This window comes from Curtobacterium sp. MCJR17_043, from assembly GCF_003224315.2.
Classification (GTDB): domain Bacteria; phylum Actinomycetota; class Actinomycetes; order Actinomycetales; family Microbacteriaceae; genus Curtobacterium.
On record NZ_CP126259.1, the window covers coordinates 2579974 to 2600547 of the forward strand.

General features: G+C 71.9%; 10 protein-coding genes and 9 pseudogenes. 2 read left to right on the forward strand and 17 right to left on the reverse strand.

Going from position 1 to position 20574, the window contains the following annotated elements:
• Positions 1–267: 267 nt before the first annotated feature.
• From DEJ15_RS19645 to DEJ15_RS18680, 5 genes and pseudogenes are all read right to left on the reverse strand, one after another.
• The gene (locus tag DEJ15_RS19645; RefSeq protein ID WP_502866173.1) at positions 268–1380 is read right to left on the reverse strand and encodes a DUF8320 family protein; all 1113 of its coding nucleotides are present in this window, start codon (positions 1378–1380) and stop codon (positions 268–270) included.
• Positions 1335–2255 (reverse strand): sensor histidine kinase, encoded by a 921-nt coding sequence (locus DEJ15_RS18670; protein WP_349814893.1) that lies wholly within the window; start codon positions 2253–2255, stop codon positions 1335–1337. Before DEJ15_RS18670 ends, DEJ15_RS19645 begins: the two co-directional genes overlap by 46 nt.
• Positions 2256–2610: 355 nt before the next feature.
• Positions 2611–3336, reverse strand: a complete 726-nt coding sequence (locus DEJ15_RS13320) for a response regulator transcription factor (RefSeq protein WP_181419566.1) — start codon at positions 3334–3336, stop codon at positions 2611–2613.
• A 126-nt stretch (positions 3337–3462) separates the two neighbouring features.
• Positions 3463–4089, reverse strand: coding sequence for a class I SAM-dependent RNA methyltransferase (locus DEJ15_RS18675; RefSeq protein WP_349814713.1), 627 nt, complete (start codon positions 4087–4089; stop codon positions 3463–3465).
• A 535-nt stretch (positions 4090–4624) separates the two neighbouring features.
• Positions 4625–4723 (reverse strand): annotated as a pseudogene (locus DEJ15_RS18680) (hypothetical protein); the annotation flags it as partial.
• Positions 4724–4737: 14 nt separating this feature from the next.
• Here DEJ15_RS18680 and DEJ15_RS13330 point away from each other — a divergent pair.
• Positions 4738–5553, forward strand: coding sequence for a Maf family protein (locus DEJ15_RS13330; RefSeq protein ID WP_110824543.1), 816 nt, complete (start codon positions 4738–4740; stop codon positions 5551–5553).
• A 79-nt stretch (positions 5554–5632) separates the two neighbouring features.
• Positions 5633–7406, forward strand: a pseudogene (locus DEJ15_RS13335) (acetyl/propionyl/methylcrotonyl-CoA carboxylase subunit alpha).
• Positions 7407–7549: 143 nt separating this feature from the next.
• On the opposite strand, the gene DEJ15_RS13340 reads toward DEJ15_RS13335, so the two are convergent.
• From DEJ15_RS13340 to DEJ15_RS13395, 12 genes and pseudogenes are all read right to left on the reverse strand, one after another.
• Complete coding sequence (locus DEJ15_RS13340; RefSeq protein WP_146232868.1) at positions 7550–8500, reverse strand: hypothetical protein; 951 nt, start codon at positions 8498–8500, stop codon at positions 7550–7552.
• A gap of 226 nt (positions 8501–8726) precedes the next feature.
• Positions 8727–10395: pseudogene (locus DEJ15_RS13345) on the reverse strand (phospho-sugar mutase).
• Positions 10396–10458: 63 nt separating this feature from the next.
• Positions 10459–11299, reverse strand: a pseudogene (locus tag DEJ15_RS13350) (purine-nucleoside phosphorylase).
• A 16-nt stretch (positions 11300–11315) separates the two neighbouring features.
• Positions 11316–11588, reverse strand: a complete 273-nt coding sequence (locus DEJ15_RS13355) for a PTS sugar transporter subunit IIB (protein WP_110824547.1) — start codon at positions 11586–11588, stop codon at positions 11316–11318.
• A complete protein-coding gene (locus DEJ15_RS13360; protein WP_110824548.1) occupies positions 11585–12034 on the reverse strand; it encodes a PTS sugar transporter subunit IIA in 450 nt (149 codons plus the stop codon). Before DEJ15_RS13360 ends, DEJ15_RS13355 begins: the two co-directional genes overlap by 4 nt.
• Positions 12035–12038: 4 nt before the next feature.
• A pseudogene (locus DEJ15_RS13365) lies at positions 12039–13153 on the reverse strand (adenosine deaminase).
• Positions 13154–13307: 154 nt separating this feature from the next.
• Positions 13308–14595: pseudogene (locus DEJ15_RS13370) on the reverse strand (thymidine phosphorylase).
• A gap of 36 nt (positions 14596–14631) precedes the next feature.
• Positions 14632–14958, reverse strand: a pseudogene (locus DEJ15_RS13375) (cytidine deaminase); the annotation flags it as partial.
• Between the two features lie 202 nt (positions 14959–15160).
• Positions 15161–16450: an ABC transporter permease gene (locus DEJ15_RS13380; protein WP_110824552.1), complete on the reverse strand. Its 1290-nt coding sequence runs from the start codon at positions 16448–16450 to the stop codon at positions 15161–15163.
• Positions 16447–17696: pseudogene (locus DEJ15_RS19650) on the reverse strand (ABC transporter permease). Before DEJ15_RS19650 ends, DEJ15_RS13380 begins: the two are co-directional and overlap by 4 nt.
• A 149-nt stretch (positions 17697–17845) precedes the next feature.
• Positions 17846–19366, reverse strand: coding sequence for an ABC transporter ATP-binding protein (locus tag DEJ15_RS13390; protein ID WP_110824553.1), 1521 nt, complete (start codon positions 19364–19366; stop codon positions 17846–17848).
• 94 nt (positions 19367–19460) lie between these two features.
• Positions 19461–20535: pseudogene (locus tag DEJ15_RS13395) on the reverse strand (BMP family lipoprotein).
• Positions 20536–20574: the final 39 nt, after the last annotated feature.

A 20574-nucleotide genomic window follows, 5' to 3' on the forward strand; every position in this document is an offset into this window, starting at 1 on the left:
ATTGTCCCTGTTCGGTGTTCTTCGATGAAGTGCATCGGCGGTCGGTGGCCGACTAGGGTACGAAGCCACCACCGTGACGAGTCAGGGCGATATTCGGGTTGTCGCTCTGACTCGGGTCGCGAACGGGCCGGTCGGTAGCTCCGACCGGCCCGTTCCCGTTTCCGGCACCCCGTGCAGCAGTGTGGGCGCGCCTGCGGCAGTGCTGCGCCCGCGGTAGTGCGCCCCCCGCACCTGCGGCAGTGCCGACACGAGCCCGCGGCGGTACGGCTACGCGCCGCTCGCGGTCACCGGCGCCGCCCGCGGGATCTCCAGCCAGAGCGCCACCGAGTCGTCGTCCTCGTCGTCGTCCTCGTCCGCCGCGCCCAGGGCCGCCGACTCGCTCTCCGCCGCGTCGAGACGCAGCCCGACCACCGTCACGGCTTCGTCGGCGCCGTCCGGGACGGTCCGCACGATCACGTTGTCCGCCTGGGCAGCGAACGCACGCCGCAGTGCGTCCGCGAGTTCGGCATGCACGCGCGCCAGCTCGGTCGCGTCGAGGTCGTCGAGACCGCCGTCGTCGTGCAGCTGGACGACCGCGCCCCGGCGACGGAGGCGCATCACCTCGCCCCGGACGCCGTCGGACAGCAGGGAGCGTCCACGGATCTCGTCCCGGATCGCCTGCTCGAGGTGCAAGCTCTCCGCGCGCTCGTCCGCGTCGAGGTCGCCGCAGGTGTCGATGATGCGCTGCAGCATCGGCAGCGCCATCCGGGTGGTCTGCCCGAGGCGCACCTGACGCTCCGACACGTGCGCGTCCTGCGCCGCCTGCCAGTCGACCGTCTCCTGCTCGGCCCGGACGAAGTCCCGGGTGATCCGGTTGGCGTGGTTCATCGCGATCGCGAAGCCGGTCGCGACCGACAGCCAGATGACGCTACCGAGTGCGCCGAGCTCGCCGAGCGCACCGGGCCCGGCCCACGCGACCGAGTGCACGGTGCAGAACAGCACTCCGGCCCAGGCGAACGGGCCACGCTGCCGGACGGCGAGCACGACCATGAGCGTGCCGACCGCCGCGATCCACCACGTCGAGTAGGTCGGTGCGACGCTGAGGTCGACCGCCGGCGCACAGACGACGGGCATGACGATCGCGGTGGCGAGCGCGAAGCACGCGACCCACACCGGCAACACCGATCCGCGCACGAACAGCGCGAGTGCGGTGGCCGCGGCGTAGAGGACCATGCACGACACGACACGGGCAGCGTCGGCGGGGTCGGTGGGCAGCGTGGACACGGCGAGCACCAGGTGCACGAGCGAGAACAACGCGGCGAGCCCGGTCGCGCTGCCGGCCGTGACCGACGCCCTCACCGGAGTCCCTCCGTCCCGAGGGCCGGCTGCGGCGCGGGCCACCGGAGCACGACACGCGTCCCGGACCCCGGCGCCGACAGGACCTCGGCGACGCCGTCTGCCGCCGCCATCCGCTCGATGATCGACCGCCGGACGCCGAGTCGCTCGGCGGGGACCGTCCGCTGGTCGAACCCGGCACCGTCGTCGGCCACCTCGACCCGGACCCTGCCGCCCGCGGCGTCGATCGTCACCCACCGGTGCGCGTCCGTCCCCGCATGCTGGACGCTGTTGACCGCTGCCTGCAGTGCGGCGGACGCGAGGGCGTCGGCGGCGGAGGTCGGCACGGCGGGTCCGTCGGACGGGACGCTGCGTACCTCGACGGGAGCGGCGAGCGTGGTCACCGAGGTGACGATCCGGTCCCGGAGTGCGGAGAACGGCACCGCCGGGTCCTCCCCCCGGGCCGTCCGCGGCCGCGGCGGCGAGGTGGTCGATCGCGTTGCGTGCCATCCGGGCCGCGAGTGTCTTCGCCTCGGGCGTGTCCGCCCGGGCTGCGGACAGCAGGGTCGTGAGCACGCTGTCGTGCACGATCGCGTCGACCTGGACGCGCTCGACCTCGGTGGCGTGCTCGCGGATCGCCCGCGAGTAGCGGCGCACCGCGGTCGCCTGGGCGACGTCCACGGCCGCGGCGGCCCGGCGCAGCACCACGATGAGCACGAGCGCCGCGGTGCCGAGGACGGCGGTGTACACGCCGTCGAGCAGCGCGCGCTGGAGGCCGACCGCCCCACCCGCCGGCGACAACCGCAGCACGATGTACACGATCGGGACGAGCGCGTTGTAGACGGCCGCCCGCCAGGTGGCGAAGCTGAGGGACGCGGCGATGGTGCCGACGTTGCAGAGCCACCACGGCCACGGGATCTCGGCCGCGGAGAGCGGTTCACGGACGGTCAGCGGGAAGGTCACCAGCGCGACGAAGAACAGCAGCGCGCAGAGGATCTGCGCGGGCTGCGCCCACCGCTGCGCGAACGCCGAGGCGCCGACCGCCAGGAGCGACAGCCCGACCACGATGGTCGTCGCCGGCGCCCAGAACGCATCGAGCAACGGCAGCTGCTTGAACAGCGACGGTGTGTTCACCGCGCCGAACCCGATCGCCGCGATCGCCATGAGGATCGTGAACGCCCGGTCCAGGGACGCCTGCGTGATCGTGGCGCGCACGGACCGGGACGGGTCCGCCATGGTGGAGGTCGACGTGACGACCGCCTCGGCCGTCACGAGGACCGCCGGGCGCAGACGTCGTCAGCGGCCATCGCCGTCGGGGTCGATGCCGGAGTCGAGCCCCGGCAGGATCCCGTCCTCCACCGCACGACGGAGCAGGTCGACCTTGGTCGGGGCCGGACGGCCGACCTCGACGTACTTCACGCGGATGCGGTCGAGGTACTCCCGCGCGGTCGAGTACCCGATGCCGAGCTGCTGGGCCGCGAGCTTGAGCGGCAGCCCCGATGCGTACAGGTGCAGGATCTCCCGCTCACGTCGGCCGAGCTGCGCCTTCGCGAAGTCCCGGTCGGCGTCGATCGCGCTCGCCCATTCGAGGTTGTTGAGGACGTCGCCACGAGCGACGGTCGCCACGGCCGCCATCACGGTCTTCGTGGCGGAGGACTTCGGGATGACGCCGGCGGCCCCTGCCGCCAGTGCCTCGCGCACGTTCGCGACGCGGTCGGCGATGCTGTGCACGAGGACGGCGGAGCCGGTGCCCTGCACGCCCTTGACGTTCTCGGTCACCGTCGAGCCGTCACCGAGCGACAGGTCGAGGACGACGACGTCGACCTCGCGTCCGCCGAGCTGTGCGATGTACTCCGGGACGCTCGCGGCGGTGAGGACCACCTCGAACCCCTCGTTCTGGCAGGCGGCCTGGATGCCCAGTCGGACCGACTCGTGGTCGTCCACGACCGCGACCCGGACCGGTCGTGTCCCGAGACCGGCAGTCCCTGTCGTGCCGGTCGATGTGCTGGTGGTGTCTCCCACGGTTGCCTCTCGTTGTGACGACGCACCGGGCCCTGTCCCGACGGCCGTCCAGACACCAAGGATACCCAGGTCAGGGTCAGCTTCGTACCCCGCGACGGAAGTGCCGGGCCGGATGCGCCGACCGGCTCAGGCGACCGGCACCAGACGGGCCACGGCCTCCAGGTGGTGGGTGTGCGGGAAGAGGTCGAAGGCGCGCAGGGCCTCCAGTCGGTAGCCGAGGTCGGCGAAGGTGGCCACGTCCCGTGCCAGTGCGACCGGGTCGCAGGCGACGTAGACGACCTGGGCCGGCTGCAGCGCCGCGACGGACACCACGACGTCCCGACCGGCACCGGCTCGGGGCGGGTCGAGCACCACGGTGCCGGCGCGGAAGCGGTCACGCTCCGGACGCGAGGCGTGCTCGACCGTGCGGGCCAACCAACGATCGACCCGGCCGGTCTCGGCACGGGCACCGATCCACTCGGCGAGGTTCTCCTGCGCGTGCTCCGTCGCCCGGGTCGCGCTCTCGACGCTCGTGACCCGGGCACGCGGCCCGGCGAGGTCGGCGAGCGCGGCGGCGAGGAGGCCGACGCCGCCGTACAGGTCGAGGTGCTGGCCCTCCGGGTCCAGGCGCGCGGGGTCGACCAGGTCGTGCACGGCGGCGGTGAGGACGGCGGGCGCCGCCCGGTGCACCTGCCAGAAGCCGGTGTCGTCCACGGCGAAGGTCCGGTCGCCGACGACCTCGTGCACGACGGTCGGGCGCTGGGCGTCGACCACGAGCCGGGCTCCCTCGGAGCCGCTCGGGCTGAGGACGTCGACGACCTCCGCCCCCCGGCATCGAGCCGCGGGCGATCGGTGCGGACGCCTGCACGGCAGCGGTCGCGAGCGGCAGCGAGGTGACCGGGACGACGGTGTGCGACCGCGCAGCGAAGGGGCCGGGCGTGCCGTCGGCGTCGACGTGCAGCCGGATGCGGGTGCGCCACCCGAGGCCGTCCGCCTCGTCGTCGCCGGGCGCCGACTCCACGACGACGGGCGTGCCGAGCAGGTCGTCGAGGTCGACCCGGGCGAACCGCGAGAACGAGTCGACGAGGACGTCCCGCTTCAGGGTCCGCTGGTGGGCCAGGGCGATGTGCCCGAACTCGGCGCCGCCCGGGCGGACGGCGGGGTCACGGTCCAGGGCCGCCTCCGGCCAGACGTGGTCGACGCGGTGCTCGCTCGGCTCGAGGACCTCGACCGTGTCAGCGCGCCAGAACGACTTCTTCCGGTCCTCGGACACACGGGCGACGACCCGCTCCCCGGGGACGGCGTCCGTGACGAACACCACGCGTCCCTCGTGCCGTGCCACCGAGATGCCGCCGTGGGCGATCCCGGTGACGTCGAGTTCGAGCAGTGTGCCGACGGATTCACCCATGGTTCGATGTTCCCATGCGTCTGTACCTCGCGAGCACCTCCCCCGCCCGTCGTGCGCTCCTGGCGCAGTCCGGGATCGAGCCGGTGCTCGTGTCGCCGGGCGTCGACGAGGACGCGGTGGGCGCCGCGGAACGGGAGCGGCTCGGGCGGGACCTCACCGGACCGGAGCTCGTGGCGCTGCTCGCGGTCGCCAAGGCCACCGCGGTCGCCGACGGCTCGGTGGCGGTCGACGGCGGGGCTCCGCTCGACGGCATCGTCTTCGGCGGCGACTCGGCGTTCGAGGTCGACGGGCAGCTGTACGGCAAGCCGCACGACCCGGAGGTCGCCCGGGAGCGCTGGCGACAGATGCTCGCCGCCGGTGGCGGGACGCTGTGGAGCGGCCACTGCGTCATCGACCGGCGGGCCGGCAGCGGACCGGCCGTGTCGGGGCCGGGAGGCGCGGGGCGGGCGGATGACGAGCCTCCCGTCCGACCCGCAGCACCGGCGCGGACCGGGTCCGGGACGTCGGCGTCGACCGACGCGGTCCCGTCGCTGGGCGCCGTCGCGCCCGGCGGGTCGGCACTCGTCGTCGACGGCGACCGCGTGGTCGCGGTCGACAGCGCCGTCCTCACCTTCGCCGACGACATGTCCCCGGCGGAGATCGACGCCTACGTCGCCACGGGCGAGCCCCTCGAGGTGGCCGGCGCGTTCACGATCGACGGCCGGGCGGCCGCCTACATCACGCGGATCGACGGGACACCGTCCGCGGTCGTCGGACTCTCGCTCCCCGTGCTCCGGTCGATGCTCCTCCGGGGCTTCGGGCTCGCCTGGCACGACCTCTGGGCGCTGTAGACATCCACCTGCATCCCGAGGGGTTTCTTGTGGATGCCGGTCAAAACACGACCTCGGCACACGAATACGCTGATGTTCCATGCCCCGCATCAGCAAGGTCCTCATCGCGAACCGCGGCGAGATCGCCGTCCGCATCATCCGCGCGGCCCGCGACGCGGGCAAGGCCTCGGTCGCGGTCTACGCCGACCAGGACCGTGACGCCCTGCACGCACGCCTCGCCGACGAGGCCTACGCGCTGAACGGCACCACGAGCGCCGACACCTACCTGGTCATCGAGAAGATCATCTCGGTCGCCCGCCGCTCCGGTGCCGACGCCGTCCACCCGGGCTACGGCTTCCTCGCCGAGAACGCCGACTTCGCCCGGGCCGTCATCGACGCCGGACTCACCTGGATCGGCCCGTCGCCCGAGTCGATCGAGCGCCTCGGCGACAAGGTCTCCGCGCGGCACGTGGCCGAGAAGGTCGGGGCGCCGCTCGCCCCCGGCACCATCGAGCCGGTGCAGGACGTGTCCGAGGTCTTCGACTTCGTCGACCAGGTCGGCCTGCCCGTGGCGATCAAGGCCGCCTTCGGTGGCGGTGGTCGAGGCCTCAAGGTCGTGCGCGACCGCGCCTCCGTCGAGGAGCTCTTCGAGTCCGCGACGCGCGAGGCCATCGCCGCGTTCGGTCGCGGCGAGTGCTTCGTCGAGAAGTACCTCGACAAGCCGCGCCACGTCGAGACCCAGTGCCTCGCCGACGAGCACGGCAACGTCGTCGTCGTGTCGACGCGTGACTGCTCCCTCCAGCGCCGGCACCAGAAGCTCGTCGAGGAGGCCCCGGCGCCGTACCTGACGGACTCCCAGCAGGAGCGGCTGTACGCGTCGTCGAAGGCGATCCTCCGCGAGGTCGGCTACGTCGGCGCGGGCACGTGCGAGTTCCTCATCGGCGCCGACGGCACGGTGTCGTTCCTCGAGGTGAACACCCGTCTCCAGGTCGAGCACTGCGTGTCCGAGGAGGTCACCGGCATCGACCTCGTCCGCGAGCAGTTCCGCATCGCCGAGGGCGGCACGCTCGACTACGCCGACCCGACCCCGCGCGGGCACTCGTTCGAGTTCCGCATCAACGGCGAGGACCCGGGCCGCAACTTCTTCCCCGCGCCGGGCCCCGTGCACGTGTTCAACGCCCCGTCGGGCCCCGGCGTCCGGGTCGACTCCGGCGTGGTGTCGGGCGACGTCGTCTCCGGCTCGTTCGACTCGATGCTCGCGAAGCTCATCGTGACCGGCGCCACCCGCGCCGAGGCCCTCGAGCGCTCCCGCCGCGCCCTCGCCGAGTTCGAGGTCGCCGGGCTCCCCACCGTCATCCCGTTCCACCGCGCGGTCGTCAGCGACCCGGCCTTCGCGACCGACGACGCCACGCCGTTCTCGATCTACACGCAGTGGATCGAGACCGACTTCGTCAACGAGATCCCGGCCTGGAGCGGCGAACCGGAAGAGCTCCCGGTCCCCGGCGAGCGTGACAGCGTGGTCGTCGAGGTGCAGGGCAAGCGCATCGAGGTCACGATGCCGTCGATCGTCGGTGGCTCCGGTGGCGCCCGTCGTCCGTCCGGCCCCTCCGCGCCGCCCAAGCGCCGGTCCTCGGCCGTCAAGGGCGGACGCGCGGCGTCGGGCTCCTCGGTCGCGTCGCCGATGCAGGCCACCGTCGTGAAGCTCGCGGTCGCCGAGGGCGACACCGTCGTCAAGGGCGACCTGCTCGTCGTGCTCGAGGCCATGAAGATGGAGCAGCCCGTCCAGGCGCACAAGGACGGCGTCGTCACGGGGCTGAACGCCCCCCGTGGGCCAGACGGTCTCCTCCGGGCACGTCCTGCTCGAGCTCGCGTAGCGCGGGCCGCGCGGCGTGCCCCGCGGCGCCGATCGGACCCGCACAACACGAACCGCCCCGAACCACGGCCATCCGTGGTTCGGGGCGGTCTTCGTTGTGCGGCGCCGATCCGCGCTGGGACCCCGCGGTGCCGCTGCCGTCGTTCACCGGATCGTCCGGAACCGTCGCTCCTCCAGCGGGAGGCCGAGGCCCACGAGCAGTGCCCGCAGCAGGCTCGTGTCCTGCGTCTCCGCCCAGCCGAACCGCCCGACCCGCCGCACCTCCGGGACGAGTCGGAGTCGGTCCTCGCGACGCTTCTCCTGGACGAGGACGTCCTCGGCGGTGAGGCCGGCAGCGCGCAGCGCCGGGTCCCGGTACTTCGCCGCGCCGTCGAACTCGAGGACGACGCCCTGGTCGGGGAACCAGAAGTCAACCCGCGCGACGAAACCCGCTCGGTCCTGGAAGTCGACCTGGAGTCGCGGCCGTGGTGCCCCGACCTCGTCCAGCGCGACCCGGGCGATGGACTCCCCGACCGATCCAGTGCGCTGGTCCGCGAACGCGATCGCGAACCGCGCACGGTCCCGGCCGTGCACAGCGGACCGGGAGCTGAGTTCCGCTTGGAGCGCCGCGCGGTCGGTGCCACGTTGCAACGCGACGTCGAGCACGGGGACGGAGCGCCGGAGCTCCTGCGTCAGCGCGATGTCGACGACCGTGGTCAGCAGGTCCGTGACCGCCCGACCGGACGGGGTCCGGACGACGCGCGTCGCCCGCCCCTTCCCGGGGTGCTTCCGCAGCAGTTGGAGCGACTGGGCGGTCTCGCGGTGCGGGTCGATGACGTCGACCACCTCGGGCAGTTCCCCGCTCCAGGGCAGTCCGTGCAGAGCGACGGCCGAGACGTGGGACACGACGAGCCGCTGCGCGATCCGGTCGTCGATCGCGTCGATCCGGGCGAGGTGACGGGTCCGGGCGTCGGCCGCTCGCCACCGCTCGGCCTCGACGTACCTGCCGGGAGCGAGCCGGACGAGGACGCCTCGGTCGGCAGCCGCGACGAGGTCGGCTCCTCGTCGACCGGTGGGGTCGGCAGTGCCACCCCTGATGATGTGGAGTCGTTGCATCCCTGCAGCCTCGTGCGCTGCCCGTCCGGCGACGATCGACTCCACCCACCCTGTGGACACCAGCGGGGAAGCCGCCCGTCGTGGAGGACGAGCCCGGTTCCGGTCGCACCGACACAACGAGAACCCGCTCGAACCATCGGATCCAGTGGTTCGAGCGGGTTCTCGTTGTGCGCGTGCGCCGCGTGCCGGTTCACCCGCACCGTGCGCGTGCGCGGTGCGGAGCGCGCTACGACACGAGGGGGCGGACCGCCGCCGCCAGGCGGTCGGTCAGGGCGCCGGCCTCGGCCGACGTGTCCGCGACGGTGTCGATGTAGACCTTCACCTTGGGCTCCGTGCCGCTCGGGCGGACGATGACCCGCGCCCCGCCCTCCAGGTCGAAGCGCAGGATGTCGGACGGCGGGAAGCCCTCGACGCCGTCCAGGAAGTCGGTCACCGAGGTGATCGTGATGCCGCCGAGTTCCGTCGGCGTGGACGATCGCAGGGAGGCCATGATCTCCCCGATGCGCGACAGGTCGTCGACGCGGGTCGAGACCTGCCCGGAGGAGAACGCCCCGAACCGCTCGGCGAACGCGTCGAGCTGGTCGGCGATGGTCTTCCCGTCGGCAGCGAGTTCGGTCGCGAGCGACAGCAGTTCGAGTGCGGCGGAGATGCCGTCCTTGTCGCGCACGACCTGCGGGTCGACGAGGTACCCCAGCGCTTCCTCGTAACCGAACAGCAGGTCGGGGACACGGGAGACCCACTTGAACCCGGTGAGGGTGTCGCGGTACCCGAGGCCGTGCTGTTCGGCGACGCGGGACAGCGCCGGCGAGCTGACGATCGATGCGGCGAGGACCCCGGTCGAGCCGGCGGCGGCAGCACGGGCCGCGGCACGCCAGCCGAGGAGCCAGCCGACCTCGTTGCCGGAGAGCCGGCGGTAGGAGCCGGCACCGTCGGGGATCGCGAGCGCCAGGCGGTCGGCGTCCGGGTCGTTGGCGATGACGAGGTCCGCTCCGAGTTCGGCACCGCGCGCGATCGACAGGTCCATCGCGCCCGGCTCCTCCGGGTTCGGGAAGGACACCGTCGGGAACGTACCGTCCGGCTCGATCTGCTCGGGTACCACCGCGGGCTCGCGGAAACCGGCACGCGTGAACACGGCCCGGGCCGTCTCCCACCCGACGCCGTGCATGGCCGTGTAGACGACGGAGGGCTGCGCCTCGACCGCGAGGAGCGGGGCCGGCACGGTCGCGGCCGTGGCGTCCACGTACGCCTGCACGAGGGACTGGTCCGCGACGGTGTAGTCCGTCGCCCGGTCGAGCGACCGGATGTCCCCCCGCGGCGACGACGTCGATCGCGGCGGCGATCTCCGCGTCGACCGGCGGCACGATCTGCGAGCCCGCGTCCGCACCGCCGAGGTACACCTTGTAGCCGTTGTCCCGCGGCGGGTTGTGGCTGGCCGTGACCATGACACCTGCCCCGACGTCGAGGTGCCGGACGGCGAACGCGACGAGCGGCGTCGGCAGCGCGCTCGGGAGCAGCGTGACGTCGAGCCCGAGGCCGCGCATGACCTCGGCGGAGTCCCGCGCGAAGACGTCCGAGTTGACGCGACCGTCGTACCCGATCACGACGCTGCGGTCACGACCGGAGTCGATGAGGAAGCGGGCGAGACCGGCGGCCGCCTGCGTGACGACGACTCGGTTCATCCGCAGCGGACCGGCACCGAGTTCGGCGCGGAGACCGGCGGTCCCGAACTGCAGCCGGCCGGCGAACCGTGCTGTCAGTTCGTCCGTGTCCGCCGCGTCGACCAGCTCCTGCAGTTCCGCGCGGGTCTCCTGGTCGGGGTCCTGTTCGATCCACGCACGGGCGGTCGCCAGCACGTCCGGCGCGTCCCTGTCGCCCCGGACGCCACCGTTCCCCAGGTCGCCGCCGTCGACGAGGTCGCCGTCCGCGAGGGCACCGTCGCTCGGGCCGTCGTAGGGGGGTCACAGCGCGGCCACCACGCGGGCGAGCAGGTCCGCGATCACGGGCTCGGCCTGCTTGCCCGCCTCGAGCACCTCGGTGTGCGACAGCGGGGTCTTCTGGATGCCCGCGGCGAGGTTGGTGATGAGCGAGAAGCCGAGGACCTCCATGCCGGCCTGCCGGGCGGCGATGGCCTCGAGTGCGGTGGACATCCCGACGACGTGGCCGCCGATCGCCTTGGCCATCTGGACCTCGGCCGGGGTCTCGTAGTGCGGCCCGCGGAACTGCGTGTAGACGCCCTCGTCGAGGGACGGGTCGACCGACTTCGCCACCGCGCGGAGACGGGCCGAGTACAGGTCCGTCAGGTCGATGAACGTCGCGCCCTCGAGCGGGCTGTCGGCGGTGAGGTTGATGTGGTCGCTGATGAGGACCGGCGTGCCGGGCGTCCAGGTCTCCTTGATGCCACCGGCGCCGTTCGTGAGCACCATGACCGAGGCACCCGTCGCGGCGGCGGTGCGGACGCTGTGCACGACCCGACGGACGCCGTGGCCCTCGTAGTAGTGCGTGCGGGCGCCGATGACGAGCGCGTGCCGGCCGTCGGCGAGCCGGATGGAGCGGACGGTGCCGGAGTGTCCGGGCACGGCCGAGGTGCTGAAGCCGGGGACGTCCGCCGCGGGGATCTCGGACACGGTCTCCCCGAGGAGGTCTGCGGCCTTCCCCCCAGCCGGAGCCGAGCGTCAGGGCGACGTCGTGCCGCTCGATGCCGGACCGGGACGCGATGACGGCTGCGGCGTCACGCGCCACGTCGAAGGGGTCCACGGCGGGGTCGTTCAGGGGGGTTGTCGGTGCTGACCATGCGCCGATCGTACCGGCCCGACCCCTACCCGAGCGCCCTGTCCACAGCCGCCGTGATCTCGCTCTGGTCGAAGTGGTTCCGGATCACGATGACCTCGGCGTACGTCGTCCCGATGGTCTCGACGAACTCCTGGCTCGTCAGGATGACGTTGGCGTCGTCGGCGACCTGCCGCACGGACGCGACGTCCGCCGCGACCACCTCGGCCGTCAGTCCGAGCGAGGCGAGCGCCTTCTCCGCGTTGACCTTGAGGATGGCGCTCGCGCCGATGCCGGCACCGCAGATGGTCACGATCTTCATGCCGTCGTCACTCCCATGATGGCCCGGACCTCGCCGGCCGTGGCGGCGGCAGCGAGCCGTCCGGTGACCGAGGGGTCGTTGAACAGGTTGGCGATCGCGCCGATCGACTCGAGGTGTGTGCCGACCTCCGCGACGGCGAGCCCGAGCACGACCGACACCGGGTCGTTGTGCGGGTGCCCGAACACCACCGGTGACGCCAGGGTGACGACCGCCAGGCCGTCCCGCAGGACGCTCGACCCCGGCCGGGCGTGCGCGAACGCGAGACCCGGCGAGATGACGATGTACGGCCCGTGCTCCTCGACCATGGCGGTCATGGCGTCGGTGTACGCCTCGGTGGTCGCTCCCGATGCGACGAGGGCGCCGCCGACCGCCCGCAGCGCGTCCCGCCACGAGGACGCGGACGCCCCGAGCACGACGGCCGGGTCCGGCAGCGGCGGTAGCCCCATCGGATCAGGCCTCCGCGTACCCGGCGGTGATCGCGGCGATGATCTCCTCGCGGTCCTCGAGCGGCAGGAACGACCCGAGCGCCGCGTTGATCTGGAACGCGGCGAGGTCGTCGAGGTCGTAGCCGAACGTGCCGGCGAGCAGCGCCAGCTCCTTCGACAGCGAGGTGTTGCTCATCAGGCGGTTGTCGGTGTTCACCGTGACGCGGAAGCCGAGCTGGTACAGGACGTCGATCGGGTGGTCGGCCAGGTCGTCGCCCCACGCGGCGACCGCACCGGTCTGCAGGTTCGACGACGGGGAGACCTCGAGCGGGATCTCGCGGTCCCGCACCCAGGATGCGACCTCGCCGAGCGTGGCGAGCATGGACCCGTCACCGCCGTCGGTCAGGGTGACGTCCTCGAACACGCGCACGCCGTGCCCGAGGCGGAGGGCGCGACCGTCGACGAGCGCCGACCGGATGGAGGCGAGGCCGTCGGCCTCGCCCGCGTGCACCGTCACGGGGAAGAGCTCGGAGGCGAGGTACTCGAACGCCGCCCGGTGGTTCGAGGCCGGGAAGCCCGCCTCGGCCCCGGCGATGTCGAAGCCGACGACGCCGCGGTCACGGTGTCGCACGGCGAGTTCGGCGATCTCCATCGACCGGCCGGCGTGCCGCATCGCCGTGACGAGCTGCCCGATGCGGATGGACCCGCCGGCGGCGTCGACCGCCTCCTCGATGCCGGCCTGCACGGCCTCCACCGTCTCGTCGAGGGTGAGCCCCCCGCTGCAGGTGCTGCTCGGGGGGCCCAGCGGATCTCGCCGTAGACGACGCCGTCCGCGACGAGGTCCTCGACGAACTCGCGGGCGACGCGGGTGAGCCCGGCGGCGGTCTGCATGACGGCGGTGGTCACGTCGAAGGTCTTCAGGTACTCGACCAGGGAGCCCGAGTTCGACTGGTCAGCGAACCAGGTGGCGAGTTCGGCCGGGTCCGTGGTCGGGAGGTCGACCCCGTCGGTCGCCGCGAGCTCGATGACGGTCGCCGGACGGAGTCCGCCGTCCAGGTGGTCGTGCAGCGAGACCTTCGGCAGGTCGTTGATGACCGCTCCGGCGTCGGGCAGGCGGTAGGTCGTGGCGGCGTCGCTCATGCGTCCAAGGCTACCGGTCGCGGACGCGCCACCGCAGTCGCGGACCCACGGGACCGTGGACGACGGACCACCGCGTCCCCACGGTGGACGAGACGGACGGGAGGCCCACCACAGCACGTGTGGCGGGCCTCCCGTCCGGCTGCTGGTCGCGTCGCTACTGGATCCGCTCGCGGACGATCGGACCACGCTCCGGCGCGGAGTCCCCGATCGACCAGGCGCCCTCGAGCGACTCGAGCGCGCGCTCGAACCGCGCGGGCTCGTCGGTGTGCAGCGTCCACAGGGGCTGGCCGGCCGTGACGGTTTCACCCGGCTTGACGTGCAGCTCGATGCCGGCACCGGCCTGCACCGGGTCCTGTGCGCGGGCACGACCGGCACCGAGGCGCCAGGCCGCGATGCCGAAGGGCAGGGCCTCCTGCGTGGCGAGGACACCGGACTCGGTCGCGGTGACGACGTGGGTCTCCGCGGCGACCGGCAGCGCGGCCGAGGCGTCGCCGCCCTGGGCCTCGATCATCCGGCGCCACGTGTCCATCGCCCGGCCGTCGGCCAGTGCCGCCGCGGGGTCGGCGTCGGGCTGCCCCGCCAGACGCAGCATCTCGGCCGCCAGCGCGACCGTGAGCTCGACGACGTCCGCAGGGCCGCCACCGGCGAGGACCTCGACGGACTCGCGGACCTCGAGGGCGTTGCCGATCGTCAGGCCGAGCGGGACCTCCATGTCGGTGAGGAGCGCCGAGGTGGCGACGCCCGCGTCCTTGCCGAGGTCGACCATCGTCTGTGCGAGGAGCTTCGACTGCTCGAAGTCCTCCATGAAGGCGCCGGAGCCGAACTTCACGTCGAGGACGAGCGCCGCGGTGCCCTCGGCGATCTTCTTCGACATGATGCTCGACGCGATGAGCGGGATGCACTCGACCGTGCCGGTGATGTCCCGCAGGGCGTAGAGCTTCTTGTCGGCCGGGGCCAGGCCCGAGCCGGCGGCGCAGATGACGGCGCCGACCTGGTCGAGGATCTCCGTCATGCGCTCGTTCGAGATCGCGGCCTGCCAGCCCGGGATCGACTCGAGCTTGTCGAGGGTGCCGCCGGTGTGGCCGAGGCCGCGCCCGGACAGCTGCGGGACCGCGACGCCGAACGTCGCGACGAGGGGCGCTAGCGGCAGCGTGATCTTGTCGCCGACGCCGCCGGTGGAGTGCTTGTCGACCGTGGTCTTGCCGAGCGAGCCGAACGACATCCGCTCCCCCCGACGCGATCATCGCGAGGGTGAGGTCCTTGATCTCCCGACGCTCCATGCCGTTCAGGAAGACCGCCATCGCGAACGCGGCCATCTGCTCGTCCCCGACGTAGCCGCGCGTGTAGGCGTCGACCAACCAGTCGATCTCCGGCGTGGAGAGGGCGCCGTGCGAGCGCTTCGTGCGGATGAGGTCGACGGTGTCGAAGGGCTCGACTGCCATGGTCAGTGCTCCTGCTGGTAGGTGACGAGGGTCCGGGGGGCCGAAGGCGTCCGGCAGGACCTCGTCGATGGTGCGGATGCCCGAGACGGTCTCGAGGAGCATGCCCTCGGCCGAGTGTTCGAACAGCAGTTGCCGGCAGCGGCCGCACGGCATGAGGGTGGCCCCGTCGCCGTCCACGCAGGTGAACGCGACGAGCTTGCCGCCGCCGGTCATGAAGAGCTGCGACACGAGCGAGCACTCGGCACAGAGGGTCACACCGTACGAGGCGTTCTCGACGTTGCAGCCGGACACGATCCGGCCGTCGTCGGTGAGTGCCGCAGCGCCCACCGGGAAGGACGAGTACGGCACGTAGGCGCGGCCCATCGCGGTGGTGGCGGCCTCGCGGAGCGCGTCCCAGTCGACGTCACCGTCGACGGCCGCCGCCGTGCTCCCGTCGATCCGTGCGTCCGGGTCGGCCGGGAGGGTCGTGGCCGGGTCCGTCCAGGCCGGCTCGCCGGTCACGGGGTCGGTCCCCACCCCGTCGTGTCCCGCAGCGTTCGTGTCGGTCATGTGCCGTGCCTCCCGGCTAGTTCTTGATGTACGGCTTGCCGGCGGCCGCCGGTCCCCGCGACTGCCCGACCAGACCGGCGACCGCGAAGATCGTGACGACGTAGGGCAGCATGAGCAGGAACTCGCTCGGCACCGGCGAGTTGATGGCGCCGAGGGTGTTCTGCAGGTTCGAGGCGAACCCGAACAGGAGCGCCGCGAGCGTGGCCCGGATCGGGTCCCACCGCCCGAAGATGACGGCGGCCAGGGCGATGTAGCCCGCACCGTCCGTCATGTCCTTCGTGAACGGTCCGACCGCGTCGAGTGTGAAGTACGCACCACCCAGGCCGGCGATCGCACCGGCGATCGAGACGTTCCAGAACCGCGTCCCGGTGACGTTGATGCCGACCGTGTCCGCCGCTTCCGGGTGCTCCCCGACCGCGCGGAGCCGCAGACCCCAGCGCGTCTTGAACAGGGCGAACGTCACGACGGCGACCGCGATGTACGCCAGGTACACGATGACGGTCTGCTCGAACAGCACCGGGCCGATCACCGGGATCTGGTGCAGGACGGGGATCTCGAAGCGCGGGAAGGTGACACCGACGTTCAGGCGCTCCTCGTCCGGCGACAGCACCTGCGAGTACAGGAAGCCGGTGAGCCCGGAGATGAACGCGTTGATGACGACGCCGACGATGACCTGGTCGACGAGGTACTTGATGCTGAACGCCGCGAGGACGAACGACACGAGCACACCGGCGACGAGGGCGCCGACGAGACCGACCCACGCGGACCCGGTCAGCGACGCGATGAGCGCCGAGGTGAAGGCACCGGCGAGGAACTGCCCCTCGATGGCGATGTTGACGACACCGACCCGCTCGGAGATCACACCGCCGAGCGCACCGAACACGAGCGGGACGCTCAGGCCGATCGCACCGACGAGCAGACCGGGCAGCGGGACCGTCTTGTCCGCGGCCGCCCACGTGAGGAAGCCGATGACGAACACGACGGCGAACACGCTCGTCAGCCACAGCGGCACCGGACGGTACCGGCCGACCAGGACGAACGAGACGGCCGTGAGGAGCGACAGGACCACGACGACGACGACGCCGGTCGCGAGCGCGGGCAAGCCGACGTCCGGCAGCTGGACGAAGTCGCCGGCGTTGGCGAGCCGGAACGTGGTCGTGCCACCCCGGCCGACGCCGAGGAACAGCACGGCGGCGAGCACCGAGAAGACGACGAAGGCGACGGGCGCCTTCCAGCTCCTCGTGGTCTCGACGGGGCGGTCCGGGACGGGTGACGCCGGGACGGCGGTGGGGCTGAGGGTGCTCACGCGGCGACCGCCTTCCGCTTGGTGCTCTGCTTGGTGCGACGACGGGCGCCGGGCTGCGGGATCCGGAAGATCGCGCGCACGAGCGGCGGGGCCGCGATGAACAGGACGATGAGGGCCTGGATGACGTCGACGATGTCGATCGGGATCCCGTTGGCGGCCTGCATGGCGTAGCCGCCGTTCTTCAGCACGCCGAACAGGATCGCCGCCCAGAAGGTCCCCCAGGGCTTCGAACGCCCGAGGAGCGCGACCGTGATCGCGTCGAACCCGATGCCGGCGTCGATGCCCGACGTGAACCCGGTCGTGACCGCGCCCTCGACCTGGTAGGCGCCGGCGATGCCGATCAGTCCACCGGAGATCACGAGCACCCAGATGGTCAGGCTCGGCACGCTCATGCCGGCGACGCGAGCGGCCCGCGGGTTCTCGCCGATGGTCCGGAAGCGGAATCCGAGCGAGGACTTGTTGAGCAGCCACCAGACGACGACGACCGCGATGACCGCGACGACGAAGCCGACGTTGATGCCGAAGCGCGGTCCGAACAGCGCCGGGAGCAGCGCACTGTCCTTGGTCGCCGGGGAGATCGGGTTCGGGCTCCCACCGGCCTGCAGCAGCCCGGGGGGTCCGGAGCATGAAGGAGAGCAGGTAGAGGGCGACGTAGTTCAGCATGATCGTCAGGACGACCTCGTTGGCACCGGTCCGGGCCTTGATGACGCCGACGAGCCCGGCCCAGACCGCGCCGCCGACGATGCCGGCGAGGATCGTCAGCGGGATGTGCACCGCTGCCGGCAGGTCGAACGAGAACCCGACCCAGCCAGCTGCCGCGGCGGCGATGAGGACCTGCCCCTGGCCGCCGATGTTGAACAGGCCCGCGCGGAAGGCCACGGCGACGCCGAGGCCGGCGACGACGAGCGGCACCGCGTAGTCGACGGAGCGGGTGATCGGCGTGATCGCGCTCGCGAACGAGGGGGGCGCCGAAGTTGACGACGGAACCCTGGAACAGCGACGAGTACGAGCCGCCGACCGCGGTGCCGACGGCGCGCAGCATGTCGGTCGGTCGGGCGAAGAAGTACCCGGCCGCGGCCTGGACGTCCTTGTCGGTCAGCGCGATGAGGACACCGCTCGCGACGAGGGCGAGGACGACCGCGAGCACGGTGGTGAGGACGGAGCCGTTGACGATGCTGCGCATCGCATCGCTCCAGCGTCCGTCGCCGCCCTCACGGCGCTCGCTGTCGGCTGCCGAGTCGGTCATCAGGTGCGGCGGTCCGGCCACCTCCTGCAGGCGGTCGTCGACCGCCGGTGTGGCGTCGGACCCGGCCGGGAGGCCCGTGGTCTCGTCGACGGGGGTCGAGCTGCGGTCCGACGGCGGGGTGGCGCCGCCGTGCTCCGGCGTGGTGTCGCTCACGCGGCGAGCTCCGTTCCTGCGGGCAGTTCGCCCGCCATCATGAGTCCGAGGACGTCGCGGGGTGTGGACGCCGGGACGATGCCGACGATCGTGCCGCGGTACATCACGGCGATCCGGTCGGCGAGCGCGACGACCTCGTCGAGCTCGGTGGAGACGACGATCACCGGGACGCCGCTGTCGCGGGTCTCGACGATGCGCTTGTGCACGAACTCGATCGACCCGACGTCGATGCCGCGCGTGGGCTGTGCGGCGACGAAGAGCCGCAGGGGCCGGCTCAGTTCGCGGGCGAGGACGATCTTCTGCTGGTTGCCGCCGGAGAGCCGACCGGCTGCCGTGGTGCGTCCGGGCGTGCGGATGTCGAACTCGGCGATCTTCTCGTCGGCGAACGTGTCCCGCTCGGCGGCGCGGATGGTGCCGGCACGGACGAACTCGGTGGCGTCGGCACGGTCGAGCATGAGGTTCTCGGCGATGGTGAACTCCCCGACCAGCCCGTCCTCCTTGCGGTCCTCGGGCACGAAGCCGACGCCGGCGTCGAGGATCTGCTTGACGCTGCGGCCGGTGACCTCGCGCCCGTCGAGCGTGATGCGGCCGGAGCGGACGGGCTCGAGGCCCATGATCGCCTCGGTGAGCTCGGTCTGCCCGTTGCCCTGCACGCCGGCGATGGCGAGCACCTCGCCACGACGGACCGTGAAGGACACGTCGTCGACGAGCACGATGCCGTCTGCGTCGGTGACCGTCAGGTCCTCGACGACGAGCGCGGCCTCCCCCGGGGCGGCCGGGGCCTTGTCCACGACGAGTTCGACGCTGCGGCCGACCATGAGCGCCGCGAGCTCGCTGTTCGACGCCGTCGGGGACGCCTCGCCGACGACCTTGCCGAGGCGGATGACGGTGATGCGGTCGGCGACCTCGCGGACCTCACGGAGCTTGTGCGTGATGAAGACGATGGCGGTGCCGGCTTCGCGGAGCTGGCGCATGATGCCCATCAGCTCGTCGGTCTCCTGCGGGGTGAGGACGGCCGTCGGCTCGTCGAACACCAGGACCGAGGCGTCACGGGACAGCGCCTTGATGATCTCGACGCGCTGCTGCACACCGACCGGCAGGTCGCCGACCCGTGCGTCGGGATCGACGTCGAACCCGAACCGGGCGGAGATCTCCCGCACGCGCTTCCGGGCGCCGGCGAGGTCGAGACGCCCGCCGAACGACGTCTCCTCCTGCCCGAGCATGACGTTCTCGGCCACGGTGAAGACCGGCACGAGCATGAAGTGCTGGTGCACCATGCCGATGCCGGAGCGCATGGCGTCGCCCGGCCCGTCGAAGTGCTGGACGACGTCGTCGAGCAGGATCTCGCCCTCGTCGGCCTGGTACATGCCGTAGAGGACGTTCATGAGGGTCGACTTGCCCGCACCGTTCTCGCCGAGGAGACAGTGCACCTCGCCCGGTTCGACGGTGATCGAGATGTGGTCGTTGGCGACCAGGGTGCCGAACCGCTTCGTGATGCCGCGGAGTTCGAGCTTCATGTCGGTGAGTCTATTTCTGTCTCGGGTGCGCGACGGTCCCCGTGCGCGCGAGAACGCGGGCGGAGGAGTGTTCCCCCCGCCCGCGTTCGACGGACTACTTGACGGTGGCCTCGGTCTCGACCTTGATCGAACCGTCGATGATGCCGGCCTTGATCTCGTCGAGCTCACCCTGCAGACCCGAGTCGACCTTGGACTCGTAGTCGTGGAACGGCGCGATGCCGACGCCGTCGTTCTCGAGCGTGCCGACGTACGGGGTCTTCGCGAAGTCGCCCTTGGCGGCCTGCTCGACGACGTCCTTGACAGCGGGCTTCATGCCCTTCTCGATCGAGGTGAAGGCGATGTCCTTGTAGCGGGGGGTCGGCCTCGTAGAGGTCGCTGTCCGCGCCGATCAGGACGGAGCCGTTGTCGGCGTCCTTGATGGCCTCGGCGGCGCTCTGGTAGATCGGGCCACCGACCGGCAGGATCACGTCGGCGTCCTGGTCGAGCAGCGACTGCGCGACCGACTTCGCCTGGGTGCCGGCCTCGAAGCCACCGGTGAAGGAGCCCTTCTGGCTCGCGACGTCCCAGCCGACGACCTTGACGTCCTTCTTCTTCTGCTCGTTGTAGTACTCGACGCCGTCCGCGAAGCCGTCCATGAAGATGGTGACGGTCGGGATCTGCATGCCACCGAAGGTGCCGACGACGCCGGACTTCGAGTAGGACGCGGCCGCGTAGCCGGCCAGGAAGGCCGCCTGCGAGGTGTCGAAGGTGATCGGCTTGACGTTCTCGGCGTCGATCGAGTTGTCGTCGATGATCGCGAAGTCGGTGTCCGGGTTCGCCGCGGCCTGCTTCTTCGTCGAGGCGGCGAGGTTGAACCCGACCGTGATGACGAGGTTGCAGTTCTGGCTGACGAGCTGCTGGATGTTCGAGTCGTAGACGGTCGCGTCCTTGGACTCGGCCTTCTTGGTCTGGGCGCCGAGGTCGTCAGCGGCCGACATCATGCCCTCGTAGCCGAGCTGGTTGAACGACTTGTCGTCGAACCCACCGGCGTCGGACACCATGCAGGGCAGGAAGTCGGACTTCTTGGACGAGGTGGACTCGGACGGGGCGGACGCACAGCCGGCGAGCACGGCGACGGTGCCGACGAGCGCGAGGCCGCTCATGGCGATGCGACGGGAACGAGATGACACGGGGGGGGTTCCTCCGGGGGAGATCGGGAGTCGGCCCGG

Coding starts and splice junctions, on each gene's coding strand:
- DEJ15_RS13390 (WP_110824553.1), bottom strand. CDS start 19,366: ATGAAGCTCGAACTCCGCGGCATCACGAAGCGGTTCGGCACCCTGGTC.
- DEJ15_RS13360 (WP_110824548.1), bottom strand. CDS start 12,034: ATGGGGCTACCGCCGCTGCCGGACCCGGCCGTCGTGCTCGGGGCGTCC.
- DEJ15_RS13355 (WP_110824547.1), bottom strand. CDS start 11,588: ATGAAGATCGTGACCATCTGCGGTGCCGGCATCGGCGCGAGCGCCATC.
- DEJ15_RS13330 (WP_110824543.1), top strand. CDS start 4,738: ATGCGTCTGTACCTCGCGAGCACCTCCCCCGCCCGTCGTGCGCTCCTG.
- DEJ15_RS13340 (WP_146232868.1), bottom strand. CDS start 8,500: ATGCAACGACTCCACATCATCAGGGGTGGCACTGCCGACCCCACCGGT.